At 36.5% G+C, this 26,273-nt stretch carries 24 protein-coding genes and 6 tRNA genes; 26 read left to right on the forward strand and 4 right to left on the reverse strand.

Translation table 11 applies throughout. The features are described 5' to 3' along the window. Positions 1-266: 266 nt before the first annotated feature. The 3 genes from DL91_RS00505 to twy1 form a co-directional block, all read right to left on the reverse strand. Positions 267-1,349, reverse strand: coding sequence for a hypothetical protein (locus tag DL91_RS00505; RefSeq protein WP_048189774.1), 1,083 nt, complete (start codon positions 1,347-1,349; stop codon positions 267-269). Between the two features lie 107 nt (positions 1,350-1,456). Continuing rightward, positions 1,457-2,323 carry a DUF1002 domain-containing protein gene (locus DL91_RS00510; RefSeq protein ID WP_048189775.1) on the reverse strand — a complete coding sequence of 289 codons (867 nt, stop codon included), beginning with the start codon at positions 2,321-2,323 and terminating at the stop codon, positions 1,457-1,459. 247 nt (positions 2,324-2,570) lie between these two features. Next, complete coding sequence (gene twy1, locus DL91_RS00515) at positions 2,571-3,485, reverse strand: 4-demethylwyosine synthase TYW1 (RefSeq protein ID WP_048189776.1); 915 nt, start codon at positions 3,483-3,485, stop codon at positions 2,571-2,573. Between the two features lie 343 nt (positions 3,486-3,828). On the opposite strand from twy1, the gene tpiA reads away from it, so the two are divergent. The 23 genes from tpiA to DL91_RS00630 all read left to right on the forward strand — a co-directional run bounded on the left by tpiA (position 3,829) and on the right by DL91_RS00630 (position 22,720). Next, entirely contained in the window at positions 3,829-4,509 is a 681-nt protein-coding gene (tpiA, locus tag DL91_RS00520; RefSeq protein ID WP_048189777.1) for a triose-phosphate isomerase, read from the forward strand. A 70-nt stretch (positions 4,510-4,579) separates the two neighbouring features. Continuing rightward, positions 4,580-5,806, forward strand: coding sequence for a phosphoglycerate kinase (locus tag DL91_RS00525; protein ID WP_048189778.1), 1,227 nt, complete (start codon positions 4,580-4,582; stop codon positions 5,804-5,806). A gap of 251 nt (positions 5,807-6,057) precedes the next feature. Further along, positions 6,058-6,131 (forward strand) — tRNA-Thr (locus DL91_RS00530). A gap of 39 nt (positions 6,132-6,170) precedes the next feature. After that, positions 6,171-6,245 (forward strand) — tRNA-Pro (locus DL91_RS00535). 8 nt (positions 6,246-6,253) lie between these two features. Further along, positions 6,254-6,327: transfer RNA gene (locus DL91_RS00540), tRNA-Tyr, on the forward strand. A gap of 161 nt (positions 6,328-6,488) precedes the next feature. Further along, positions 6,489-6,560 (forward strand) — tRNA-Asp (locus tag DL91_RS00545). Between the two features lie 8 nt (positions 6,561-6,568). Beyond that, positions 6,569-6,642: transfer RNA gene (locus DL91_RS00550), tRNA-Lys, on the forward strand. Positions 6,643-6,670: 28 nt separating this feature from the next. Continuing rightward, entirely contained in the window at positions 6,671-6,904 is a 234-nt protein-coding gene (locus tag DL91_RS00555) for a DNA-directed RNA polymerase subunit H (protein WP_197050570.1), read from the forward strand. Positions 6,905-7,010: 106 nt separating this feature from the next. Continuing rightward, positions 7,011-8,513: a DNA-directed RNA polymerase subunit B'' gene (locus DL91_RS00560; protein WP_048189780.1), complete on the forward strand. Its 1,503-nt coding sequence runs from the start codon at positions 7,011-7,013 to the stop codon at positions 8,511-8,513. Between the two features lie 144 nt (positions 8,514-8,657). After that, positions 8,658-10,469: a DNA-directed RNA polymerase subunit B gene (rpoB, locus tag DL91_RS00565; protein WP_048189781.1), complete on the forward strand. Its 1,812-nt coding sequence runs from the start codon at positions 8,658-8,660 to the stop codon at positions 10,467-10,469. Between the two features lie 79 nt (positions 10,470-10,548). Further along, positions 10,549-13,161 (forward strand): DNA-directed RNA polymerase subunit A', encoded by a 2,613-nt coding sequence (locus DL91_RS00570; RefSeq protein ID WP_048189782.1) that lies wholly within the window; start codon positions 10,549-10,551, stop codon positions 13,159-13,161. Between the two features lie 84 nt (positions 13,162-13,245). Then, positions 13,246-14,400, forward strand: coding sequence for a DNA-directed RNA polymerase subunit A'' (gene rpoA2 / locus DL91_RS00575; RefSeq protein ID WP_048189783.1), 1,155 nt, complete (start codon positions 13,246-13,248; stop codon positions 14,398-14,400). Between the two features lie 10 nt (positions 14,401-14,410). Then, positions 14,411-14,707 carry a 50S ribosomal protein L30e gene (locus DL91_RS00580; RefSeq protein WP_048189784.1) on the forward strand — a complete coding sequence of 99 codons (297 nt, stop codon included), beginning with the start codon at positions 14,411-14,413 and terminating at the stop codon, positions 14,705-14,707. Positions 14,708-14,712: 5 nt separating this feature from the next. Next, complete coding sequence (locus tag DL91_RS00585; RefSeq protein ID WP_048189785.1) at positions 14,713-15,144, forward strand: NusA-like transcription termination signal-binding factor; 432 nt, start codon at positions 14,713-14,715, stop codon at positions 15,142-15,144. Between the two features lie 152 nt (positions 15,145-15,296). Beyond that, on the forward strand, positions 15,297-15,722 hold the full coding sequence (locus DL91_RS00590) for a 30S ribosomal protein S12 (RefSeq protein ID WP_048189786.1): 426 nt from the start codon (positions 15,297-15,299) through the stop codon (positions 15,720-15,722). Between the two features lie 16 nt (positions 15,723-15,738). After that, entirely contained in the window at positions 15,739-16,302 is a 564-nt protein-coding gene (locus DL91_RS00595; protein WP_048189787.1) for a 30S ribosomal protein S7, read from the forward strand. Between the two features lie 39 nt (positions 16,303-16,341). Continuing rightward, on the forward strand, positions 16,342-18,534 hold the full coding sequence (locus DL91_RS00600; RefSeq protein ID WP_048189788.1) for an elongation factor EF-2: 2,193 nt from the start codon (positions 16,342-16,344) through the stop codon (positions 18,532-18,534). A gap of 59 nt (positions 18,535-18,593) precedes the next feature. After that, complete coding sequence (gene tuf / locus DL91_RS00605) at positions 18,594-19,835, forward strand: translation elongation factor EF-1 subunit alpha (RefSeq protein ID WP_048189789.1); 1,242 nt, start codon at positions 18,594-18,596, stop codon at positions 19,833-19,835. A 60-nt stretch (positions 19,836-19,895) separates the two neighbouring features. Further along, positions 19,896-20,204 carry a 30S ribosomal protein S10 gene (gene rpsJ, locus DL91_RS00610; RefSeq protein ID WP_013645952.1) on the forward strand — a complete coding sequence of 103 codons (309 nt, stop codon included), beginning with the start codon at positions 19,896-19,898 and terminating at the stop codon, positions 20,202-20,204. Positions 20,205-20,231: 27 nt separating this feature from the next. Continuing rightward, positions 20,232-20,316, forward strand: a tRNA-Ser gene (locus DL91_RS00615). Positions 20,317-20,411: 95 nt separating this feature from the next. Further along, positions 20,412-20,888, forward strand: coding sequence for a hypothetical protein (locus tag DL91_RS00620; RefSeq protein WP_048189790.1), 477 nt, complete (start codon positions 20,412-20,414; stop codon positions 20,886-20,888). A 160-nt stretch (positions 20,889-21,048) separates the two neighbouring features. Next, complete coding sequence (locus DL91_RS00625; protein ID WP_048189791.1) at positions 21,049-21,810, forward strand: Ku protein; 762 nt, start codon at positions 21,049-21,051, stop codon at positions 21,808-21,810. A gap of 16 nt (positions 21,811-21,826) precedes the next feature. Further along, positions 21,827-22,720, forward strand: coding sequence for an ATP-dependent DNA ligase (locus DL91_RS00630; protein ID WP_231551339.1), 894 nt, complete (start codon positions 21,827-21,829; stop codon positions 22,718-22,720). 42 nt (positions 22,721-22,762) lie between these two features. Here DL91_RS00630 and DL91_RS00635 read toward each other — a convergent pair whose 3' ends face one another. Then, positions 22,763-23,569, reverse strand: coding sequence for a metallophosphoesterase (locus tag DL91_RS00635; RefSeq protein ID WP_048189792.1), 807 nt, complete (start codon positions 23,567-23,569; stop codon positions 22,763-22,765). Positions 23,570-24,118: 549 nt separating this feature from the next. Between DL91_RS00635 and DL91_RS00640 the strand changes: the two genes are divergently transcribed. From DL91_RS00640 to DL91_RS00650, 3 genes are all read left to right on the forward strand, one after another. Continuing rightward, positions 24,119-24,616 (forward strand): TIGR00288 family NYN domain-containing protein, encoded by a 498-nt coding sequence (locus DL91_RS00640; RefSeq protein ID WP_048189793.1) that lies wholly within the window; start codon positions 24,119-24,121, stop codon positions 24,614-24,616. Positions 24,617-24,764: 148 nt separating this feature from the next. Beyond that, the gene (locus DL91_RS00645) at positions 24,765-25,229 is read left to right on the forward strand and encodes a GyrI-like domain-containing protein (protein ID WP_048189794.1); all 465 of its coding nucleotides are present in this window, start codon (positions 24,765-24,767) and stop codon (positions 25,227-25,229) included. Positions 25,230-25,708: 479 nt separating this feature from the next. Continuing rightward, positions 25,709-26,167: a GyrI-like domain-containing protein gene (locus DL91_RS00650; RefSeq protein ID WP_048189795.1), complete on the forward strand. Its 459-nt coding sequence runs from the start codon at positions 25,709-25,711 to the stop codon at positions 26,165-26,167. Positions 26,168-26,273 lie beyond the last annotated feature (106 nt).

Raw genomic sequence — 26,273 nt, forward strand, 5'->3', positions numbered from 1 at the left:
TTTTATTCAAAAAAAAACAATAAAATTAAAATAAATCTAGTGTATCATTAATTAATTTTCCCCTAATTAAATTAAGATTAATTTCATTTTGTGTATAATTATACAATGAATTTTAAATATTCGCTTAGTTTTGTGATCATAATGTTTTTAGAAATGTTTTGGTGTTGGTAAGATAGCACTTTTTATACCATATTTTTATTAATTTTTTTATGATAATTCACTTTAAAATTATTGAAATTTAAGAAAAAAAGAATATTATTCAAAAGTCAGATATTTCTTTTAATACTTAGTATATGGGCCATCACAAGCGCTGAAAGGAATATATAAACTAGCATAGCGATTCCATTAAATGTTCTATTGAACAAGAAAAGTGCAATTATACTTTGTGATAAGAACGCAGTTAAAGCACCTATCAAAAGTGCTTCTCGACCTAAATACATTCTACTTCCATTTTTACGTTTACTTCGGTAATTTCTTAGTATGTAAAATCCAGTCAATGTAACAATCATGATCCATACCATAAATGCTAAAAGAATACCATATCCGAAATCAAATGCAACTCCGAAAATTCCTGGAAGCATGTAATCGATTGCATCTTTTTTTACCACTAAAACACCGGCAAATAATGGAAATGGAAGCGTGAAAAAGTTTATCAGGTTCATCGGCATGGAAATATAACCATCAGAACCTCCAAGACACTGGGCTCCCCAGAAACATGAGCCCTGAACATGTCCCCAAAATGTTGTATTTTTTATGACCATGGTCAAACTGGGCATAGCAAATTCTTCAATCCGGGATATCCTCAAGAGAGGACTTAGTATTGGAGCATTGAGTATTTTAGAAAGAATTTCCAAAATTCCAAAACCAGCTAAACCTGCACCCATAACTAATAAAATTCTTTTTAAAGTTATAGTAGATGTCCTTCTGAAACTTTTAGACATTATTAACGTGCCAACAAACCATCCAAGTAACCATAACACTAAAAAGGATCGATGCATTATCCCTCCAGCAACTGCTATTACAAAGAAGAGTATAATTGAAAGAGTCTTTATGGATGATGATTTAATATCTACCTCGGTTAATAAACTGGCTGAAGCAGAAAGTGTTACCCAAGAAAAAACTGCCAATGGACCAAATGGATGTGTAAACTCATGATGCGATACAAATGGAAGGAAAAGAAAAGCAGTGTCAATACTGAAGATTCCCGCAAGTACAACAGTTAACACTAATGCAAGAAACAAAACTAAACTAAGTGGAATTGCTATAACATTAAAGATAAGCAGCATACCAACATGCACCATTATTACAACTTCTAAAATGAACTGAAGATGATTTTCTGCTATCAACATCTTATCACTATGATCTCTATATATTTATACTGAATTTAGAGTAATTTCATTTATTCTCTGGCATTACTTGATTAAAATATTCGTTTATCGAGGATATGAATTCAAATTCACTGTCCAGATACAAGACTACTCAAATAATTGAAGATACTTTGAAGGTAGTTCATTATCTGCTCAATAATTCCACCAGATTGAGTTGCCTGAGATGTAACACTCTGAAGTTTATTTTTGAAATCAGTCAAACTTGACTGGGCCTGCTGAGAATTTGCAAGTGAATTTGCAATCTGCTGTGCCTGTGGGTCTGATAAATTGATATTCATGCTGTTAGCTATATTAATTACTATTACCTTAATCTGAGCAGGATCCTGAAGATTCTGATTTTGAACCTGGTCCATTGCCTTAGAGAATAGTTCTGCTATTTTATCTGGACTTTGGCCTGTTTGGTTTACAATTTGTGTCTCAGTGTAAAGTTCCTCTGTGGCTGCTTTTTTGGCTTGATCTGGTATTGGGGCTCCTACAGCTACTTCATATGATTCAAGTACACCTGCAAGGGCAGCTTCTCCAGATGCTGAAATAGGGGACGATACAACTACATATCCGTTATTTATTCCCGTTGATTTTAATGCATTGGCATACATTTTAGGTGTAACAACTGTTATTTTGCTACTGTCAACAACCACGTTAATACCTTGACTGTAGCTTAGATCAACCATTGCACAGGAAAAGATTTGGCTTGATGGGTAGGTTCTTCCGGTTATGTTCATTGATATTGCATTAACTTCAGAGGCCGTAACAACCTTGGAAGTAGCATCACTAACATTTTTGCTTGTCTTAGACTGGAAATAAGAGTTCATAGAATTTTTCCAATCCGCATTAGTATAAGTTGTTTCTCCATAGGTTATTGCAAAACCTGAAACACCATAAATCGGACTTATTATCATTATTAAGAGAATCAATCCAAGTGCCAACTTCTTCATAACTATCACCATCATATCTTTCCATTGATTATGTTGAATTTACTATTAAATCTTCTTCATACTATGATCCATATCCTAATTAAAGTTATTGTTTTAAACCTTTTAAAAGCCTCTGAATTTCCTTCAAACTATATAAGTTTAATTAATTGAACTTTAAAAAGAATGTAACTTAAACATTTCTTTGTTTATAATTTTTCACAGATAAATTGTTATGTTCTTATTTATTTCTTCGTAATAGAACACATATTCAGGCTAGTAGGACTACTCTGCTCTCAGATGCACTGTTCACAATTTTACGGTCGCATAACTTTGCAATAGATTCTGCGAAGATTTGAACATCATTTAATGAGGGCATATTTTCCAGCACCAGTCTATCCCTAGAACTTCCTACGTACATATAAGCTTTGATCTCAATAAAATCAGGGTTGCTCCTTTTGATAATATTGGCGTATTCTTTAGGGTTTTTCATATTATAATCTTTAACACATGTTGTCCTCAGCACTTTTCTGCAGTCAAAGCTTGATAAAAGGTCCAATGATTTGTTCAAACGTTCCCATCCTCCTGAAATTTGAGGCTGGCACACTTCATTGTACACTTCTTTGTTAGGGGCATCTAATGATATATAGAGCTGAGTGGGTTCCTTTTCAAGGTTTTCAAGTTTAGAGGGAGTCATTCCATTGGTTACAAGAAATGTTGTAAAATCCCTGCGAATAAATTCAGATATTAAATCATTTATACGGGGATAAAGCATCGGTTCCCCTGCAAGAGATATTGCAGCATTTTTTGGTTCCTGAGATTCTTTAAGTTTTTTCTTATTTGCTAGTGAGTTACCAAAGAAACCACATAATAAATTTCTCTGGGCATCTATACAATCATCGATAATAACCTTAGGTTCATCAAAATCTTCATCCCACTCTGTTTTGGTAATGGAAATATCTCTCCAGCAAAATGAGCATTTTTGATGACAAAATGGAATGCTAGGGGACATTTGAAGGCACCTATGACTTTCAATCCCATAGAATTTTTCTTTGTAACATACTCCTTCATCTAGAAGACTTTTTTTGGTCCAGTGACATACCTTGGCTGCTGCATGTTTCAAATCTCCTGCGAATCTGTACCCTTTTTTTTCAAGGGCTTTTATTTGAATTTCTGTGAGTGTCATTTATGATCGGTTTGATAATATTTTTTTTATACAATTCAAATTCAAAATTTTGAAATTATTTCAATTTACATTTATTACCTCTTATCTCATGTATATAATATACCTAAAATTTAGATTGGAATAAATAATAATTCAGATCTAATAAATATGTTTCATGATACTACAACTATGTCTATTTTTTTAATAATTAAGTTTAAAAAGTCTTAAAGACATATTTCTTTAAAAATCTGATTCATTTGGATGTAAACTATAATATAACTCAAAAATAATACCACAATATTTTTATATCCCCTGATAAAGAAAGAAGATTAGAACTATTATGTGCTTTTTTTGGAGGTAAACAATGAGTAAAATAAAGAGAACTCCAATAGTGATTTTAAATTTTAAAACCTACTTGGAATCTACTGGAAAAAATGCTTTAAAATTAGCTATAGCTTCTGAATTGGTGGCAGAAGAGACTGGTGTAAATGTGGTTGTTGCACCTCAAAGCCCTGATATATATTCCCTATCTAATGAAGTTAAAATTCCTGTTTTTGCACAGCATGTTGATGCAGTTAATTCTGGGGGACATACTGGAAGCACACTGGTTGAATGCGTTAAAGAAGCAGGAGCAGTTGGCAGTCTCATAAACCACTCAGAACAGAGAATGAAATTGGCTGATATTGATGTAGTTGTGAAAAAAACAATGGAAAAAAACATGGTTAGTGTTTTATGTACTAACAACATTGAAACAAGTGCAGCTGCAGCAACATTAAAACCAGATTTTGTGGCAATAGAACCTCCTGAACTGATTGGATCTGGAATTCCTGTTTCGAAGGCAGAACCGGAAATAGTTGAGGGTACAGTGGATATTATACATGAAATAAATCCTAAAATTGGTGTCCTATGTGGAGCAGGTATATCTACAGGAGATGATATGAAGGCTGCTCTTGATTTGGGTGCAGAGGGAGTTCTACTTGCATCAGGTATAATCCTTGCAGAGGATCCTAAAGAGGCTTTGTTAAATCTTGTTAGTAAAATATAATGGAATATTAGTTAATGCCATAATGGGCCAAAACAATGAATAACAGTTACCATAATAAGACGGTGAACAGATGGCGCTTGATTTTTATACAATAGATGATTTTGCTCTGGATAATAAAACAGTTCTTGTAAGAGTCGACATTAATTCGCCAGTTGACCCTAGTACAGGTCTCATATTAGATGACACAAGAATAAGACTTCACGCTGAAACTATAGGGGAACTTTCAAACAGGGGTGCAAAAACAGTTATTCTGGCACATCAGAGCAGACCTGGTAAAAAAGATTTCACAACACTTAAACAGCATGCAGAATCCCTTTCAAAGATATTGAACCACAAAGTTGAATATGTTGATGATATTTTTGGGAGTAATGCAAGAAATTCAATATCAAAAATGAAAAGAAGAGATATTCTTCTTTTGGAAAATGTGCGTTTTTACTCCGAAGAGATATTAACGAGGGAACCCAAACTCCAATCAGAAACACATATGGTTCAGAAGTTATCACCCCTGGCAGATTATTTTATAAACGATGCATTTGCTGCAGCGCATAGATCTCAACCTTCATTGGTTGGTTTTGCATTTATGTTGCCATCAGCTGCCGGAAGGGTAATGGAAAGAGAGCTTAAAGCCCTTTATAATGCAATGGATAATGTTCAAAGGCCATGCGTTTATATTTTAGGTGGAGTGAAGGTTGATGACTCTATAATGGTCATGGAAAATGTCTTAGAAAATGGAAGTGCAGATTATATCTTGACCACAGGTCTTGTTGCCAACATATTCTTATGGGGCTCTGGTATAAACATAGGGAAGTACAATAAAAGCTTTATTAAAAATAGAGGGTACTGTGAATATGTTAAGAAATCTAAAAAACTCTTAAAAAATTATCGGGATAAAATAATAATACCAAAGGATGTTGCAGTATGTATGGGAAATAAAAGAGTTGAATTTTCAGTTGATGATATACCCAACCATCCAATCTATGATATAGGTACCGATACAATAACAGAATATGCAGGATATATAAGGAAAGCAGAGACATTATTTGCAAATGGACCCGCTGGAGTTTTTGAGAAGGAAGATTTCAATATAGGCACAGAGGATATACTAAATGCTATAGCATCATCACATGCATTTTCAATTATTGGTGGAGGCCACCTTGCAGCTGCTGCAAATCAGATGGGTCTTTCAAAGGGAATAAGTCATATAAGTAGTGGAGGAGGAGCTTCAATTAATCTTCTTGCTGGTGAGAATTTACCGGTGGTTGAAGTATTAATGGAACGTGCATGCAGAAAAATTTAAAATCATATCTAAAATTGTTTAATAACATAAACTAGGCATTTTCATGTTTTAATATCATATTTTTGTAAAGCTAAAATTTTAGAATAGTATATTAAGGGGAACGATATTATATGGGATGGTATATTAATTGAAGGAATTCAATTGATGTAAATCCTGTTAATGTTAAAAAATGTTTAAAAAAAACATTAATGAAAATCTAAAAATCATTAAACCCAAAACTATTTAAGTTAATATTCCATATACCTAAAAATGCCTCGGTAGCTCAGTCTGGTGGAGCGCGAGACTTGTAATCTCGTGGTCGGGGGTTCAATTCCCTCCCGGGGCTCTAAGCCGATTTAATTAGAGGCTTATAATTTATTCATTTGGGACCATAGGGTAGCTTGGTCGATCCTTTGGGCTTTGGGAGCCTGAGACTCCGGTTCAAATCCGGGTGGTCCCATTCATTATCCCGCCTTAGCTCAATTTGGCAGAGCATCGGACTGTAGATCCGAGGGTTGCTGGTTCAAGTCCGGCAGGCGGGATTTTGTTATTAATCAACTGTTAGTAAGATATATTCGCATATATCGAGAAGAGAGGAGACACTCATACAAAAGTTTATATACTATCAAACAAAAACTTTGTTAAAGGAAAAGTATTTAAGCATGCATAGGTATAACTCCTTATACTCTCATTCTTTAGAGCTGCCCTGGTGGTGTAGGGGCTATCATGCAGGCCTGTCGAGCCTGCGACTCGGGTTCAAATCCCGGCCAGGGCGTTGATTGTGGGCCCGTAGCTCAGTCTGGGAGAGCGCTCGGCTTTTAACCGAGTGGCCGCGGGTTCAATTCCCGTCGGGCCCGTTCTTAATTTTTAACTGGAGGATATATTGTGAAAAAAGATATTTTAAAACACAAATTGGTTCCAGATCATACTATTTTGTCAGAAACAGAAGCTAAAAAAGTAGTGAAAGAGTTGAAGGTTCATCCTGAACAGCTACCAAAGATAAAAGTTGATGATCCTGTTGCTAAAGCTATTGAAGCTAAGCCTGGAGATATTCTTCAAATAACGAGAAAAAGCCACACTGCTGGAAGATTCGTTACATATCGATTGGTATTAGAATAGTTGATATGGAATTTGTTAAACTAATTATGTATAATTGAAAAATTTGAATAGATCTAGAATTGTTTTTTGGAGGAATTTAAATCGAATTGTTTTTTGGAGGAATTTAATGGTAAAAAATGCATGGGAACTAGTTGATGCATTTTTTGATGAATACAACTTGGTAGACCACCACATCAAATCCTACAACGACTTTGTCAATCACAGAATACAGGATATAATTGATATAACAGAGCCAATTGTCCTGGAACAAGGCGAATACACTATAAAGACTGGGAATGTTGAGATCAGGAAGCCTTTTATTAAAGAGGCAGATGGATCAAACAGTAAAATATTTCCTACAGAGGCCAGACTTAGAAACCTGACATATTCTGCACACATGTACCTTGAAATGGCCCTCACTAAAAAAGGTGATGAGGAACAAGACATGGAGAAAGTTTACATTGGTGAACTACCTGTGATGTTGAAATCAAATATATGCCATCTCAATGGACTAGGTGAAGAGGAAATTGATGATGTTGGTGAAGATCCGCAGGATCCTGGAGGATATTTCATAGTGAATGGTTCAGAAAGGGCCATTGTAACAATGGAAGAAATTGCTCCCAATAAGATCATTCTTGAGAGAATAGGTGAGAAAGAGGATAGGCGTGCAAGGGCAATAGTTACATCGATAAAAAGTGGATTTAGGGCCCGTATAACACTTGAATACAGAAAACCACGAAAAAAAGGTGTTTTTTTAAGAATTTCATTCCCTTACGTACCTGGAGAAATACCTCTGGTTGTTCTTTTAAGAGCACTAGGATTTGAAACAGATCAGGATCTTGTTACAAGTGTTTCAGATGAGAATGATATACAATTCCTTCTAATAGATGATATACAGACCTCAGAAATAATGACACAGTACGATGCAATCAAATACATTGGAAACAGGGTTGCAAAAGGTATGACAGAGGAGTATAGAATCAAACGAGCAGAGGATGTTATAGACAAATATTTACTCCCTCATATTGGTGTTGAACCAGAAAAAAGAGCTGAAAAGGCGACTTATCTGGCTGAAATGACTGAGATGCTTCTCCAAGTTGTATTTGAAAAAAGGGAACCACATGATAAGGACCATTACGCTAATAAGAGGCTTAGGGTATCTGGAGATTTAATGGAAGACCTTTTCAGAGTTGCATTTACCAGTTTAACAAGAGATATGACTTATCAGCTTGAGAGAAGTCTTGCAAGAGGTAAAGAACCATCTGTAAAACAAGCTGTTCGTTCAGATGTGTTAACTGAAAACATCAAACATGCAATTGCCACTGGAAACTGGGTTGGAGGACGTGCTGGTGTAAGCCAGCTACTCGATAGAACAAGTTACATGGGAACATTATCACATTTAAAAAGGGTTGTATCTCCATTAAGTAGGAGTCAACCGCACTTTGAAGCTCGTGATTTGCATCCAACACAGTTCGGTAAAATATGCCCCAATGAAACACCTGAGGGCCCTAATTGTGGACTGGTGAAGAACCTTGCAATACTTGCCAAGATATCAGAGGGTTCAGATCCAGAGGAACTTGAAGCTGTAATTAAAAAGATGGGAGTTATAAACCCTGTACAAATTTTATAAACCAATTAATGATAATCCAAAGGATAATCAATTTTGTTGGAAATTGGAGTTTGTTGAGAAAGTTAAAACGCAAAAAATAGAATTTGAGCGTTATAAACCATTAAATTCTCTTCAAATCCGGAAATCCTTTTTGGGGGCAAATTCGTGAAAAAATCCAAAATATATATTAACGGTAAGATCATCGGGACTTGTGATGATCCAGAAGACTTTGTAATGTCCATGAGGGAAAAACGAAGATCTGGTGAAGTATCCCCCGAGATGAACATAACCCACTACCATGAAACAGACGAAATATACCTGTTCACAGATCCAGGAAGAACTAGAAGACCACTAATAATTGTGGATGAAGGTGAATCAAAACTCACAGAAGAACATATTGTGAAGCTTCAAGAGGGAGAACTGGACTGGGACGGTCTTATAAATCAGGGAATTATCGAGTACATGGATGCAGAAGAGGAAGAAAATTCTTACATTGCCATGTTCCCGAACGAGATCAACGAGTATCATACACATCTAGAAATAGATCCATCCACAATGCTCGGAATATGCGCAGGAATCATTCCATTTGCTAACCATAACTCATCACCAAGGAATACAATGGAAGCTGGTATGACTAAACAGGCTCTAGGGCTTTATGTTTCAAACTACAACATGAGAACAGATACACGTGCTCATTTACTTCACCATCCTCAGGTGCCACTGGTCAAAACCAGAAGTATGGATGCAACTAAATATGATAAACGTCCGTCAGGACAAAACTTCGTTGTTGCAGTTATGTCTTACGAGGGCTACAATATGGAAGATGCCCTCATACTGAACAAAGCATCACTAGAGAGAGGACTTGCAAGATCATCATTTTTCAGGTCATATGAAGCCTCAGAAAGACGTTATCCTGGAGGACAGGAAGACAAGTTTGAAGTACCAGAGAACATAGTTCGGGGCTACAGATCAGAAGAAGTTTACAGACATCTGGATGAGGATGGAATAGTAAACCCTGAAGTTGAAGTTAAATCTGGAGATGTTTTAATCGGTAAAACATCACCACCAAGGTTCCTTGAAGAGATAGACGAATTCGGAACAGTTGCAGAAAGAAGACGTGAAACATCTATAACTGTAAGACACGGAGAACATGGAGTTGTAGATGCTGTACTCTTAACAGAAACTGTAGAAGGAAGCAAACTAGCAAAAATAAGGATTCGAGACCAGAGACAGCCAGAATTTGGTGATAAATTCGCATCAAGACACGGACAGAAAGGAGTTGTTGGACTTATAGTTTCACAGGAAAATATGCCCTTCACAGAAGAAGGAGTAGTTCCTGATTTAATAATTAATCCACACGCAATTCCATCAAGGATGTCGGTTGGGCAAGTTATTGAAATGATAGCAGGAAAAGCAGGTACCATGGAAGGAACCAGAATGGATGGTACTCCTTTCGGTGGCCAACAGGAAGCCGAGATAATGGAACTCCTGAAGAAAAATGGTTTTGAAACAGCAGGACGTGAATCACTTTACAATGGAATAACCGGTGAAAGGTTAGAATCCGAGATATTCGTTGGAGTCGCATTTTACCAGAAACTGCACCATATGACTGCTGACAAAGTTTATGCAAGATCCAGAGGACCTGTACAGGTTTTAACAAGACAACCAACAGAAGGAAGAGCAAGAGAAGGTGGTTTAAGATTTGGAGAAATGGAAAGGGACTGTCTCATTGCACACGGAGCAGCATTAGCACTCAAAGAAAGACTGCTGGATGAATCCGACAAGTACGAAGCATTAGTATGTCAGGACTGTGGAATGATAGCCATATACGACAGAATAAGGGATAAAAAATACTGTGCAATATGTGGAGAATCAGAAACATTCCCAGTTGAGATTTCATATGCATTCAAACTTTTACTCGACGAACTCAAGAGCCTTTGTATATTCCCAAAATTAGTTCTTGAAGATAAAGCATAGGGGCGAACAAAAGCGGATATGATGCTGGAATTAAGAATAAAAGCACATAAAAGCACATAATAATAAGGAGAGAATGAGCTTGAAAGGAATTTTAAAAAAGATTTCCCAAATCAACTTTGGTCTTATGTCTCCAGAGAACATAAGAAAAATGTCCGTTACCAAAATTGTAACACCAGACACCTATGATGAGGACGGATATCCAATAGAAGCTGGACTCATGGACCCAAGGTTGGGAGTTATTGACCCCGGTCTTAGATGTAGATCCTGTGGATCAAAAGGTGGAGATTGTCAAGGACACTTTGGTCATATAAATCTAGCAAGACCGGTTATACATGTTGGTTTTGCAGACACAATTCATAAAGTACTTAGATCAACTTGCAAAGACTGTGGACGTGTTCTCTTAACAGAATCTGAAATGGTAGATTACAGGGAAAAGATAGAGAATCACCTCAAAAATGAGGAGAGCATAACAGCAATTATTAAAGAAATTTACACTGTTGCAAGAAGAGATAAATGCCCTCACTGTGCAGAAGAACAGGAAGATGTCAAAATTGATAAACCAGTTTCAATAGTTGAAGGAAACTATAAACTCACTGCAAGTGAAGTAAGAGAAAGGTTAGAAACCATTCCTGATGATGAGTATATATTTGTTGGAATAAATCGTGATATTGCGAAACCCGAATGGATGGTTTTAACTGTACTTCCAGTTCCACCAGTAACTGTGAGACCTTCAATAACACTTGAAACAGGGGAAAGATCTGAAGATGATCTAACCCACAAGCTTGTTGATATTTTAAGGATCAACCAGAGACTTAAAGAGAACATGGAAGCAGGAGCACCACAACTGATAGTTGAAGATCTCTGGGAACTTTTACAGTATCATGTTACAACTTACTTTGATAATGAAGCATCTGGTGTGCCACCTGCCAGACATCGTTCAGGAAGGCCACTTAAAACACTTGCACAACGTTTAAAAGGTAAAGAAGGACGTTTCAGAAGTAATTTATCAGGTAAAAGGGTAAATTTCTCCGCAAGAACAGTTATATCTCCAGATCCAAACATCAGTATAAATGAGGTAGGAGTTCCGGAGATGATTGCCACAGAAGTTACTGTACCTGTTTTTGTAACTGAATGGAATATGGATGCAATGAAGAAGTTCATTATGAACGGTCCAAAAAAGCATCCTGGAGCTAACTATGTTATACGGCCAGATGAAAGGAAGATAAGGGTGTATGACGAGACCAAGGAAACTGTTATCGAAAAATTGGAACCTGGTTTCATAGTAGAAAGACATCTAATGGATGGAGATGTAGTTTTATTCAATAGGCAACCTTCTCTCCACAGGATGTCAATGATGGCCCATGAAGTTAAAGTTTTACCCTACAAAACATTCAGATTGAATTTATGTGTATGTCCACCATACAATGCTGATTTTGATGGGGATGAAATGAACATGCACGTATTCCAGACAGAAGAATCCCGTGCAGAGGCCAAGTCCCTTATGAGGGTTCAGGAACACATACTCTCCCCAAGATTTGGAGGACCTATTATAGGTGGAATACACGATCATATATCTGGCGCATATCTTCTAACAAGAGAAGGTTCAAACTTCTCAGAAGAAGATGTATTCCAGATGGTTAAACATGCAAGAATGCCATTACCAAAACCAACAGGTGAAGAGTGGACTGGAAAACAGGTTTTTAGCCTGCTGCTTCCAAAGGATCTGAACATGGTTTACAAGGCAGAGATATGCAGAAAATGTGATGAATGCCTTAAACAGGAATGTAAAAATGATGCATATGTTGTTATTGAAAATGGACAGATTAGATCGGGAGCCATGGATGAAAAAGCATATGGTGCATTTTCAGGTAAGATACTTGATTCCATAGTCAAGGAGTATGGTACAGACAAGGCACGTGAATTCCTTGATGCATCAACAAAACTTGCAATATCTGGAATAATGAAAAGGGGTTTCACAACCAGTACCGCAGACGAAGAAATACCAAGGGAAGCCAAGGACCGTATAGAGGAGTTATTGGCAAATGCAGAGGCAAAGGTTGAAAAACTTATCGATGCATACCATAATGAAGAACTAGAAGCCCTCCCTGGCCGAAGTCTGAGGGAAACACTCGAAATGAAGATAATGCAGGTACTTGGTGAAGCAAGGGACAAGTCTGGTGAAATAGCAGAAAGTTACTTTGGAATGGAGAACCATGCAGTTATAATGGCACTTACAGGTGCTAGAGGATCAATGTTGAACCTGACCCAGATTGCAGCATGTGTAGGTCAGCAGTCTGTTCGTGGTGGGCGTATAGAGAGAGGTTACAGTAAACGTACCTTACCTCATTTCCAAGTTGGAGAATTAGGTGCAAAGGCAAGTGGATTTGTTCACTCAAGCTACAAAAAAGGCCTGGACCCACTAGAATTTTTCTTCCATGCAATGGGAGGAAGGGAAGGACTTGTGGATACAGCTATACGTACTGCACAGAGTGGTTACATGCAACGAAGACTTGTTAATGCCCTCCAGGATCTGAATGTACAACCAGATGGAACTGTGAGGGACAACAGGGGAGTTATCATCCAAACAGAATATGGTGAAGATGGTATAGACCCTGCAAAAAGTGACTATGGTAAAGTTGCAGATATAGACAGGATGATCGATGAAATGAGAATAAAATCCAAGGTTAAATAACCAAAGGATTCATCGCATCCATTTTAATTTAATGAATTATTTGATATTATTTGATTGGGACGTAATTTAGGATCAGGTGGTTTTGTGGACATAGAGAAGGTAGAAAAGGTTGTTAAGAAGAAAAGGACCAAATTTCCTGAAAAACTTATTTATGAAATAGCTGAAGCAGCCGAAAGACATGAATTAAATGACAAGGAACTAGATGAACTTGTTAAGGAAATTAAAAAGGCAAACCAGCGTGCGGGTGTCGAAAATGGAGAAGCAGTTGGTACTGTTGCTGCACAGTCTGTTGGGGAGCCTGGTACTCAGATGACCATGCGTACTTTTCACTATGCAGGTGTTGCAGAGCTGAATGTTACATTGGGACTGCCGCGTCTAATAGAAATTGTTGACGCCAGAAAGAAGATATCAACTCCAACAATGGGAATATACTTCGATGAAGAGTACAGTGCAGACGAAGAATTCGTAAGGCGAATAGCCAATCGTATTGGTAAAATTGTCTTAAATGATATTCTAAAGGATTTTAACGTCAATTATGCAAATATGAACCTTTCCATCGAGATCGATGAGGCCAAGGTTGAAGATAAAAGACTAGACCATGACGAGATCATAGCCAAGATAGAAAAAGCTTTTAAGAAAGTAGAAATAGATAAGAACCTACTCAGTTTTGAACCTACGATTTCTGATCCTAAACATGCAATAAGAGAATTAAGACTTTTAGCTGATAAGGTTCGCGATCTCCAGATAAGTGGTGTTAAAAACATCGGGAAGGTTGTGATCAGGAAAGAAGGTGCAGAATGGGCTATACACACTGAAGGTTCAAATCTTGGAGCCGTCCTCAAAATGGAAGGTGTTAATAAGACCAGAACAAGCACTAATGACATCCATGAGGTAGAGAAGGTTTTAGGAGTAGAGGCAGCGCGAAATGCAATCATACATGAAGCACAGAGTACAATGGAAGAACAGGGACTTACAGTTGATGTAAGGCATATAATGCTGGTTGCAGATATGATGACTGCTGATGGTAAGGTAAAATCCATTGGAAGACACGGTATAAGCGGTGAAAAGGCCAGTGTTCTTGCAAGAGCTTCTTTTGAAGAAACAGGTAAACACCTTTTAAGAGCCAGTATTAGAGGAGAAATTGATCACCTCACTGGTATAATTGAAAATATTATAATAGGGCAGCCAATACCACTGGGAACAGGGTCTGTTGGCGTCATTATGAAAGAGAAGAAATAGGAGGCAGTAGATGGATATAGATAGAGGAATAAGAGTTGCTGTAGATACAGGTAATGTTATACTAGGATCTGATAAATCAATTCAGGAGCTGAAGCTTGGAAAGGGTAAGCTCGTGATACTTGCAGGTAACTGTCCTAAAGATATAAGGGAAGATGTTGAGCAGTATTCAGAATTATCAGATATCACTGTTTACAATTATGATGGTACAAGTGTGGATCTTGGATCTGTATGCGGTAAACCATTCACAGTTGCAACGTTAATTATTAAGGATCCTGGTGACTCCACTATATTAGAGATTATGGGGTAGTTTCTGTGACTATAAAATTTTCGACCAATGAAATAAGGTACATTGCACTGTTTGAAAGTATGACCGGTGCAATGGTAAAGGACCTTTTAGTTGATGATGAAAATGGTAAATTAACCTTCCTTGTTAAAAAGGGAGATATGGGACTTGCCATTGGAAAAAGAGGCAGCACTGTTGCCAAGGTTCAAAAAACAGTTGACAAGGGTGTTGAGGTTATTGAACACTCTGATGATCAAGTTGAATTCATAGGTAATCTCATGGCTCCGGCTAAGATCAGAAGTATAAGAATACTTCAGAAGGAAAATGGGGAGAAGATTGCCACTCTTGAAACAGATTCAAGAAATAAAAGAACTGCTATTGGAAAGGGTGGCCAAAATATTGAACGAGCCAGACTCTTGGCCAAGAGACAGCATAATATAAATAACATTATTATAAAATAGAGAAGAACGAAGAAACAGATGATTCAAATCATAGTATTCAATATAATAAATGTTACTCGTTGATTATCATCGAATGATATTATATTAAATAATCATAAATTGAATATCTGATAACTTAATTAAATATTAATATTTACAAGGAGGAATTTCATTTGCCAGGACTTTTCGCAGCAAAAAAGCTTAAAAAGAATAGACAAAATTTCAGGTGGAAGGATGTGGAATATAAGAGGAAAGCTCTTAGATTAGATGTAAAAGCAGATCCACTTGAAGGCGCACCCCAAGCTAGAGGAATCGTTATTGAAAAAGTAGGTGTAGAGGCAAAACAGCCAAACTCTGCTATAAGGAAATGTGTACGTGTCCAGCTTATAAAAAATGGTAAACAATTAACAGCCTTCGCTCCAGGAGACGGTGCAATAGGTTTCATTGATGAACATGACGAAGTCATGATCGAGGGAATCGGAGGGCCTTCAGGAAGGTCTATGGGTGATATCCCTGGTGTTAGATGGAAGGTTACAAAAGTTAACAGCGTATCATTACAACAAATGGTTATAGGTAGAATAGAAAAACCTGTAAGATAAAAGTGAGGTAATTTTAATGAGTTTTAAGGTCTTCGATAAATGGGATTTAGAAGAGGTGAAGGTAGAGGACTTAGGTCTTGTAAACTACATTTGCCTTGACGAAATTCTGGTTCCGCACACCCTAGGAAGGCATGTTAAAAGGCAGTTCGCAAAATCCAAAGTTTCCATAGTTGAAAGACTCATGAACAAAATCATGAGAACACATAGAAACTCTGGGAAAAAGAACAAGTCTTACAACATAGTTAAAGGGGCATTGGATATTATAAACCAGAGGTCAAAAAAGAACCCTATTCAGGTTCTAGTGAAAGCGGTAGAAAACACTTCTCCACGTGAAGAAACAACCAGAATAAAGTATGGTGGAATAGGATATCAAGTAGCAGTGGATATAGCACCACAGAGAAGGGTTGATCTGGCTGTTGGATTCTTAACAAGAGGCGCTCTACAATCATCATTCAAAAGGAAACGATCTGTAGAAGAATGTCTTGCTGATGAACTTCTTTTTGCTGCAGAGTACGATACAAGAAGCTTTGCAATCGGAAAGAAGGAAGAGAAAGAAAGAATTGCAAGATCTGCCCACTAATGTTGATGATTATGAATTTTTGGTTACTAGGTGATTTTGGTGAGTAGACGTACTAAAATGATTAATAAGATTAAGGAATTGATGTACACTCCTAAGTATATAAGGAACATAGGTATTGTGGCCCATATTGACCACGGGAAAACCACACTATCTGACAACCTCCTGGCTGGAGCGGGCATGATCTCTAGAGAACTTGCAGGTGATCAGCGGTTTCTGGACTTTGATGACCAGGAACAAGCAAGAGGAATTACCATAGATGCAGCAAACGTTTCAATGGTCCACAAGTACAGGGAAGATGAGTACCTAATAAACCTCATAGACACACCTGGTCACGTTGACTTCGGTGGAGATGTTACAAGGGCAATGAGAGCTGTTGACGGTGCAGTTGTTGTTATATGTGCAGTTGAAGGTATAATGCCACAGACAGAAACTGTTCTGCGTCAGGCTTTAAAAGAAAATGTTCGGCCTGTTTTATTCATAAACAAGGTTGATCGTCTTATAAACGAGCTCAAACTTGAGGGAGACGAATTACAGAACAGGTTCCTTAAGATAATAGCCAGTGCTAATAAGCTCATAAAAAATATGGCTCCAGAGCAGTTCAAGAAGGAATGGCTTGCAAGAGTTGAGGATGGAAGTGTTGCATTTGGATCAGCATATCATAATTGGGCTATAAATGTTCCAATGATGCAGAAAACAGGTATAACATTTAACGATATTCGTGAAGCTTGTCGAGACGACAAACAGAAGGACTTAGCAGACAAAGTTCCTATACACGATGTACTTTTAGGGATGGTTGTGGACCACCTTCCAAGTCCTGATGTCTCCCAGAGATACAGGGTGCCAAGTATATGGAATGGTGATATAGAATCTGTTGAAGGGCAGGGTATGATTAACACCGACCCAGATTCACCACTTGCTGTGATGATCACAAACGTAAGCATAGACAAACATGCAGGTGAAATTGCAACTGGAAGGGTTTATGGTGGAACCATAGAAAAAGGATCTGAAATATATTTCGTAGGATCCCATGGAAAAGCCAGAATCCAACAAGTAGGAGTTTACATGGGCCCAGAACGTATTAACACAGATAAAGTTCCTGCAGGAAACATAGTCGCTATAACCGGTGCAAAGAATGCTATGGCTGGTGAAACAGTAACCAACCTCGGAACTACTATTGATGCATTCGAAGGTATTGAACACATATCTGAACCAGTTGTTACGGTTGCAGTCGAAGCCAAAAGCACCAAAGACCTTCCAAAACTCATAGAAGTTTTAAGACAAATTGGAAAGGAAGATCCAACTGTGAGGGTTGAGATTAACGAAGAAACAGGCGAACACCTCATATCAGGTATGGGTGAACTTCACCTTGAGATCATAACCTACCGTATAGATGAAAAAGGTGTGGAAATCGAGACTTCAGAACCAATCGTTGTGTACAGGGAAACTATTGCCGGAAAAGCAGGCCCTGTCGAAGGAAAATCTCCGAACAAGCACAACAGGTATTATATTGACATAGAACCTTTATCCGACGAACTTTTCAATGCCATTCAGGACGGAAAGATCAAAGAAGGCCGTGTTAAAAAGAAAGAAAACACTTCAACCTTCACGGAGTATGGTCTTCCCAAGGACGAGGCCAAAAAGGTATGGGATGTTTACAAAAGATCTCTCTTTATCAATATGACACGTGGTATCCAGTACCTGGATGAGATAAAAGAACTTCTACTCGAAGGATTTGAAAGTGCACTTGATGATGGGCCAATAGCCAGAGAGAAGGTTATGGGACTTAAAATAACACTCAAAGACGCTAAAATTCACGAGGATGCTGTTCACAGGGGTCCTGCTCAGGTTTTACCCGCAATAAGGAAAGCTGTGTACGGTGCAATCATGCTGGCCAACCCAACACTATTGGAGCCAATACAAAAAGTATTTATCAACGTTCCACAAGACTATATGGGTGCAGCAACTAGGGAAATACAAAACAGAAGAGGACAGATAGTGGACATGTCACAAGAAGGAGACATGGCTACATTGGAATCAACTGTACCTGTTGCTGAAATGTTCGGATTCGCAGGAGATATAAGATCTGCTGCTGAAGGTCGATGTCTCTGGTCAACAGAGAGTGCTGGCTTTGTAAGATTGCCTCCTGAACTTCAGAAGACAATTATAAGAGAGATAAGAGCTAGGAAAGGATTAACTCCAGAGCCTTACGGACCAGACCATTACATAGGCTGATCAAAAATTAATGAATAAAACTAATAAAATTATACAAATGTTAAATGGAGGTATATTTTATGGCTAAACAAAAAGAACATATGAACTTAGCGTTTATTGGACACGTAGACCATGGTAAATCAACACTTGTCGGACACATTCTCTTACAATCAGGAGCTATAGCTGAACAGCAGCTCTCAGAAGGTGAAAACAAGTTTAGATTTGTTATGGACAAGCTCCAAGAAGAAAGAGAAAGAGGGGTTACAATCGACCTTGCACACGCAAAATTCGATACTCCTAAATATGAATTCACAATTGTGGACTGTCCCGGTCACAGGGATTTCGTTAAAAACATGATTACCGGTGCATCACAAGCAGACGCAGCCGTATTAGTAGTTGCAATTGACGATGGTGTAATGCCACAGACCAAGGAACATGCTTTCCTTGCAAGAACTCTAGGTATCAACCAATTAATCATTGCAATAAACAAAATGGATCTTGTAAAATACGATGAAGAAAAATTCAACGAACTCAAAGAAGAAGTATCTGCTTTAATCAAAACAGTAGCATACAAACCAAAAGATATCAACTTCATACCTATCTCTGCATTCCAGGGAGACAACATCACAACATCCTCTGAAAACACACCATGGTACAAGGGACCATCACTTGTTGAATCACTTGCTGAACTCAAAGCTCCAGAAAAACCAACACAGCTACCATTAAGGGTACCTGTTCAGGATGTTTATTCAATTACTGGTGTCGGAACTGTCCCGGTGGGAAGAGTAGAAACTGGAATAATGAAAAAAGGTGACAACATCATATTTGAACCTCCGGGCTCAACTGGAGAAGTAAAAACTATCGAAATGCACCACGAAATGCTTGATCAAGCAGAACCAGGTGACAACGTAGGTTTCAACGTCAGAGGTGTTGGTAAAAACGACATCAGAAGAGGAGACGTAGCTGGACATACTTCAAATGCACCAACAGTTGCAAAAGAGTTCACAGCACAGATCGTTGTACTACAGCACCCAGGTGTTATCACCGTTGGATACACACCTGTATTCCACTGTCACACAGCACAGGTTGCATGTACCTTTATGGAACTCCAGAAAAAACTGGACCCAGCAACAGGTCAGACAAAAGAAGAAAACCCAGATTTCCTTAAAACTGGTGACGCAGCATTTGTTGTTGTCAGACCAACAAAACCTATGGTAATCGAAAAGATCAAGGAAATTCCACACATGGGAAGATTCGCTATAAGGGACATGGGTCAAACAGTGGCAGCTGGAATGTGTATTGATATCGTACCAGCGAAGTAATTAACAGATAATAACTGAAGGTAATATTAAACCTTCTTTTTATTTTTATGGAGGATTGGAATGCACAAAGCCAGAATAAAACTCACAGGTACAGATCCTGAGAAACTTGCATATGTATGTGATCAGCTCAAAAGAATAGCAGAGAGAACAGGCGTGGACCTATCCGGACCAATACCATTGCCAACCAAAAAACTTGTGGTGCCAACCCGTAAATCTCCAGATGGAGAGGGAAAAGCAACATGGGAAAAATGGGAGCTCCGAATCCACAAGAGACTTGTTGGGATTGAAGCAGATGAACGTGCAATGCGTCAAGTCATGAAGGTCAATGTACCAGACAACGTGAGCATAGAAATCGAATTAAAAAGCTAATATAGCTTAACCCCTTTTTTATATTATGCCGGGATAGCCTAGCCAGGGAAGGCGCAGGACTTGAGATCCTGTGGAGTTTGACTCCACCTGGGTTCAAATCCCAGTCCCGGCGTTCAAACCCTTACAAAGTTTGATATAATAAATTTTTATATTCTAATTTTAAATTTTTGAATTAACAATTCATATCACACCTAGAGAGGATGCTCGATGAGTTACACCCAAATATCAACTTTCATAAAAACAATAACAGGAATCACAATAGGTAAAATACAATTCAAAAGAGACGAAATCAATAAAACTGTACAAATGTTAGATGGCCATAGATTCACTGTATTTAGACATGTAATAAAAAAATCAAAAAATCAGAAAGGGCAAAAACCAGCAGTATTGTGTGTCAGATTTCATGTAAACGGAATGTCACCCGAAAGAAACATAAAATTTTCACTTTTGCCAATGTTATTTATACTTGGTCTTCCCGGATTAAGGGAAAAATATTGGATGATAAATAGAAGAAACGGAGATTTCCAGGGATTATATGAATGGAACAGTGTTGAACAAGCTGAAGAATATGTCAATTCTTTTGCAATGAATTTTATGACAAAAAGATCCATTCCAGGTTCAGTTTCATATGAGATAATTCCAGAAATTGGTCTGGCTGATCATCTAAGACATTTAGAACTATAAATACATCAATAATTTATCATAATCATAATTTCTATTTTTTAAATTCTATAACTATTTATTATAAAACTCTCTAAAAAATTCTCAGTTCAATTATTTTAAATAAAAAATAATTTATGGCTTCAAATCCAAATATAAACATAATACTTTTTGGAGGGTGATCATGAGGTCAATATGGTCGGGATATTTATCATTTGGTTCAATTCTCATACCTGTCCGTCAATATGCTGCAAGCGGAACTCTTCATGTCAGTTTTCACCAAGTTCATAAGACTGATTGTGGAAGAGTTCGTTATAAGAAGGTGTGTGAAAAGGATGGTGAGGAACTCAATCCTGAAGATATAATAAAAGCATATATTGTTGGGGGTGAATGTCTTAAATTCACTGACGAAGAATTAGATTCTCTCAAACCATTTTCAACAAAAATTATGGAAATATTAGGTTTCTGCAACATTGAAGAAATCCCTATGGAAGCACTGAACAAACCATATTATCTAGGTACAGATTCTCCAAAGAAGGGAGGGGCAGGTAAAAGTTTTCTTCTATTAAAAGAATCAATGAATAAGAGCAATAAAGTAGCGGTAGTTAAGTGGGTGTCAAGAACCAACGAGTATCTTGGAATGTTACAACCATATGAAAAAGGTCTACTCCTAAAACAGCTTTTATATCATGAACAAGTAAAGCCAATAGAAGAAGTTGAAGTATTAGATGCCGAAGTTGAAGATGAATTGGTTGATAAGGGAGTTAAGGCTATTGAAAAGATGACATTCAAGTTTGATTGGTCAAAATACACAGAAACCTACACTCAAGAGGTTAAGGAACTTGTTGAAAAGAAATTCATAGGTGAAGAAGTGGTAGTGGGTGAATTCAAAGTACCCGAAACCCGTTCAATTGAAGCTGAATTAGAAAAGATGCTGGAAGAATAGAAAATGGTGATTTATAATGCCTAACATGATTGAACCCATGCTGGCAACCCTAACAAATCCAAAGAATTTGAAATTAACTGGTACTTGGATTATCGAACCAAAATATGATGGTGAGAGGATCATAGCTGTCCGTTATGGTGATAAAATAGATTTATGGACCCGTAGAAATATTCAGGCAACCTATAAATTTCCTGAAATAGTAAAAGCATTGACAAAAGAAGTTGATGGAGATAAATGGATACTTGATGGTGAAATGACTGTTAAAGGAGGTTTTAGACAGTTATTAAACAGAAATGTTGAAGATAGATTTAAAATTAGTTTACTATCACGAAAGATCCCAGCAACATTCAATATTTTTGATATATTACAATATGAAAAAGATGATCTAATAAACAGGCCTCTTATGGAGCGTAAAAGCATATTAATGAAAGTGGTACATCCAGAAAACTACATAGAAATTGTTCCATTTAAGGAAGTAGATAAACCAGATAATCAGTTTCAAGATTATTTAAAACAGGGTTATGAAGGAGCAGTTATCAAGAATCTATATTCTAAATATGAACCTGGAAGAAGATCAGATAATTGGTTGAAGATTAAAAAAGGAGACACAGTAGATGTACGTATAATAGGAGCCACTAAAAGCACGAGTAGTATACCATTTGGTGCTCTTTTAATGGAAAAGAATGGAAAATATTTTGGTAGAGTTGGTACAGGCTTTAGTGACCAAGATAGAAAGGATATATTACAACTCCTTAAGGAAAATCAAGCACCTCTCCAAATAACAGTACCTCCCGATGTGGAACCAGAAATATTAATCACATCTAAACCTCTTTTAGCAGAGATCAAGATGCAAGAGATGATCAAAAGATCTTCCCGAGCTCCCGTATGGGTCAGATTTAGATGGGAATAATTTTAAAAAAAAATAGAGTAATTTAAATGTGTTAATTTTTATTCAAGTTATTCTTTTTAAAGTAACAACAACTATCTGTGGAGGTGCAAAAAATCTCACCGGCGCCCACACCATACCAATACCATTGCTTATAATCATTGTATCATCGCCCAATTTTGTTACGCCACTAAGATGCTCTTGTTCATATTGAGATTTTATAAATGGAGCATAAAGTCCAAATAAAGTAATTTGCCCTCCATGAGTATGTCCTGCAAGTACCAGATCTACCCTTGATTTTGAAACTTTTGGAAAATAGTCCGGTTTATGAGTAACCAATATAACAAAGTCTTCGGGAGTTACATCTTGTAGTATAGGAAGTTGGTTTGGAACATCTGTGTCCATATCTGCTACTCCTCCCACTCTGATCCTAGAAGAATTGGTGCCTATCCATGCACCATTATTCCCAATATATGTGATGCCTGCATTTTGCATGGCATGAATTGATACATTTTTAGGGTCATTATTTCCTAACACACCATAAACCCCTAGAGGTGCCTTTAATTTTGATAAGGATGAAAAAACAGGTCCAACTGCCGAAGAGTCAGAAGTAACATAATCACCACCGAGGAGGATCATATCTGGCTTTAACTCATTGGTCTGGTTTACAATGCTGTCTACTCTATCTTTACTAAAAAATGGACCATAATGAATATCTGTTAAAAAAACTATACGCTTTCCATCAAATTCTGGTGGAATCTGACTTGATTCAATTGTGATTTCTTTGGTTTGAATTAGATAAGGTTCAACAAAGGAGTAGGCACCAAAAAATATCCCTAGAATTACAATAATTAAAATTAATTTTTTTAACATTTTAGCATCCTTTCATAAATTTTGATAAAATAATTTAAATTTAGAATATTATTTTCTAAAAAAAGTCTAATAACATTGGAATTTAATTTATTTTCCCCATGCTATCTTTTTCATTATATTTTATATTAAATAAATGGTTGGTTGACTATGCATCTTTAGAATATGTTTATGCTCAAATTATTTTTAAGTTTTAGTTAGCCTATTTCCAATAATATGTTTTAATTCTAATTTAAAACCAAAATCTTTTAGAAAATAATTCAAGATTTGTCTTAAAGATGTTCAAAAATAATAAACACCTTTCTATAATCACCCAACATTAAATTTGAAACTTCTTAATATTTTTTTAACCTAATAAAAGTTTAAAATTACAATTAAGAATTGATACTAGCCGATCTAATTTGGGTGTCATTTAGGCATAGGTACTTATCGTTTATTAACAATACAAATATACATACATAACTCAAGAAAGTAGATACTAAAATTTTCAAGCTTACAAATAATTTTTTGAATAAATAATAAACAATATTAATTATAAATTGGAGAGATAAGATGCATCGTTTTGATAAATTAACTTCATTTAAAGATTACATTCCACTTATAAGAGAAAATTCACACGGAAAAAATATAGGACTTCTTGTAGACGGTCCTAATATGCTTCGAAAAGAATTTGACTGCAATTTAGATACAGTAAGAGATTTAATTTCTGAACATGGTAATATCAAAGTTGGTAAAGTTTTTCTTAATCAATACGCTTCAGACAAGCTTATAGAGGCTGTTGTAAATCAGGGATTTTCACCAATGATCGTAGCAGGGGAAACAGATGTTCAACTTGCCGTTGAGGCGTTTGAACTTATACACAATCCTAATATTGATGTGATTGCCATTATGACTCGTGATGTGGATTTCTTCCCATTAATAAATGTTGCCAAGGAACACGGGAAAAAAACTATTGTAATTGGAGCAGAACCAGGATTCAGTGTAGCTTTAAAGAATTGTGCAGATAGTACAATTACTCTAAAAACACACCAACCACCAAGCGCAGCTTAATTAATTCATTTTTCAATTCTTTTTTTAAAGTTACTTAGATTATATTTTTTCGAAATTTACATTGTTATTTTTTAAAGTAAAATCCTTATGTTGGATAAAAATTTTTATTATATAATGATGACATAAGTAAATTCTGGAGAGTTTGTTTATGGAGATAGTAGAAAAAAGAATAGAAGAAACAAGAGTAGCTTATGCACAATTTAAAGGGAGTTATAATAAAATTCCGGAGCATATGCAAGAAGTTGGTCAGTGGGTTATTGATGATGGTTTAGAAATGACTGGCATGGTATACGGTTCTTATTTCAACAGTCCTGATGAAGTTTCAGAGGATGAACTTGAATATGAAATAGGATTTTCATTTAAGGAAGATTTAAAGATTCAAGAAGGTAAATTGGGGTATAAAGAGATACCAGAACATTCAGTACTGGCAGCAGTACACAAAGGACCTTATACTAATGTAGGTCCTGTAATCCGTGCAATAGCGAAATATGCAGCAGAAAATGGGTATGATGTAGTTGGTCCAGTTACAGAGGTCTACCTCAATGATCCTAGTCAAGTTTTGCCTCAAGAGTTACTAACTGAAGTAAGATTTCCAGTGATTAAAATGGGTTAATATTCAGTTAACCTTAAAATATTTTTTTTATCTTTCAATAGAAATGGAATAACTGAGAAATGATTTCAATGCAACCCAGAGAATAGATCCTCATATATCAGAAATTTGATATTCAAATATGATACGATTCCCTAATTATGAATCTTTACTTTAAAAATTTAAAAGATATTTGAAAATATTTGACGAGCACAAGAAGAGGTTGAATTCCAGAAGAATTATTTGGAAACTTTCAAATATTTTTTGGTAAAAAATGTGGAAACAGTTGAATATCAATTAAAAAGATTTGGATATAAAATATTTCTCTTAAGACAGATGAACTTAAATTATTATTGTAAGAACATTTTTTGGGATAGTTAAAGTGTTTTTGATATGTGCTAAGTAGGATTTTATAAATAATTATAAATTTGAATTAATCTTAATTTTTATATAAATTAGAACAGAATATTTATAGATCAATAATTTATGAAGGGGGTCTTAATATGGAAATCAAACTGAAAAAAACTGAAGAAAAGCCAGTAGCATATATATTTTATACAGGGCCCGTGGAGGATATGGGTGATTTAATTGGGGAGATAGTTGATTGGATGATGGCACAAAATGTTGAAATGACTGGTCCACCATATTCTGCTTATTACACAAGTCCGGCGGAAGTCGCACCTCAAGATATGCAATATGAAATGGGAGTTCCTTTTGCGGGACAAGCATCAGAAGCAGGAAAGGTAAAAATAAAAACCATGCCTGTTCAAAAAGTCATTTCTGCTATTCACAAAGGACCTTACAGTGAAGTTGGTCAGGTGTATGAAGTTTTAATGAACAAAGTTATTGAAGATGGATATCAAATGATTGGTGCACCCATTGAGATATACTTCAACAGCCCTATGGAAGTACCCGAATCTGATCTGTTAACAGAAATACAATTTCCTGTTGTTAAAATTTGATATTATAAATTTTATATTAAGTAGATGCCAGCAACATTCATTTATTGTAGGATAGATTTGAAAGTAATATTCACATGATCCAAGATTTTAATTATCAAAAATAGAA

It is taken from the genome of Methanobacterium sp. SMA-27 (assembly GCF_000744455.1).
Classification (GTDB): Archaea; Methanobacteriota; Methanobacteria; order Methanobacteriales; family Methanobacteriaceae; genus Methanobacterium_B.

Coding starts and splice junctions, on each gene's coding strand:
- DL91_RS00510 (WP_048189775.1), bottom strand. CDS start 2,323: ATGAAGAAGTTGGCACTTGGATTGATTCTCTTAATAATGATAATAAGT.
- tpiA (WP_048189777.1), top strand. CDS start 3,829: ATGAGTAAAATAAAGAGAACTCCAATAGTGATTTTAAATTTTAAAACC.
- rpsJ (WP_013645952.1), top strand. CDS start 19,896: ATGCACAAAGCCAGAATAAAACTCACAGGTACAGATCCTGAGAAACTT.
- DL91_RS00525 (WP_048189778.1), top strand. CDS start 4,580: ATGGCGCTTGATTTTTATACAATAGATGATTTTGCTCTGGATAATAAA.
- DL91_RS00505 (WP_048189774.1), bottom strand. CDS start 1,349: ATGTTGATAGCAGAAAATCATCTTCAGTTCATTTTAGAAGTTGTAATA.
- DL91_RS00630 (WP_231551339.1), top strand. CDS start 21,827: ATGCCTAACATGATTGAACCCATGCTGGCAACCCTAACAAATCCAAAG.
- DL91_RS00580 (WP_048189784.1), top strand. CDS start 14,411: ATGGATATAGATAGAGGAATAAGAGTTGCTGTAGATACAGGTAATGTT.
- DL91_RS00650 (WP_048189795.1), top strand. CDS start 25,709: ATGGAAATCAAACTGAAAAAAACTGAAGAAAAGCCAGTAGCATATATA.
- DL91_RS00620 (WP_048189790.1), top strand. CDS start 20,412: ATGAGTTACACCCAAATATCAACTTTCATAAAAACAATAACAGGAATC.
- DL91_RS00560 (WP_048189780.1), top strand. CDS start 7,011: ATGGTAAAAAATGCATGGGAACTAGTTGATGCATTTTTTGATGAATAC.
- DL91_RS00625 (WP_048189791.1), top strand. CDS start 21,049: ATGAGGTCAATATGGTCGGGATATTTATCATTTGGTTCAATTCTCATA.
- DL91_RS00645 (WP_048189794.1), top strand. CDS start 24,765: ATGGAGATAGTAGAAAAAAGAATAGAAGAAACAAGAGTAGCTTATGCA.
- DL91_RS00640 (WP_048189793.1), top strand. CDS start 24,119: ATGCATCGTTTTGATAAATTAACTTCATTTAAAGATTACATTCCACTT.
- DL91_RS00595 (WP_048189787.1), top strand. CDS start 15,739: ATGAGTTTTAAGGTCTTCGATAAATGGGATTTAGAAGAGGTGAAGGTA.
- tuf (WP_048189789.1), top strand. CDS start 18,594: ATGGCTAAACAAAAAGAACATATGAACTTAGCGTTTATTGGACACGTA.
- DL91_RS00635 (WP_048189792.1), bottom strand. CDS start 23,569: ATGTTAAAAAAATTAATTTTAATTATTGTAATTCTAGGGATATTTTTT.
- twy1 (WP_048189776.1), bottom strand. CDS start 3,485: ATGACACTCACAGAAATTCAAATAAAAGCCCTTGAAAAAAAAGGGTAC.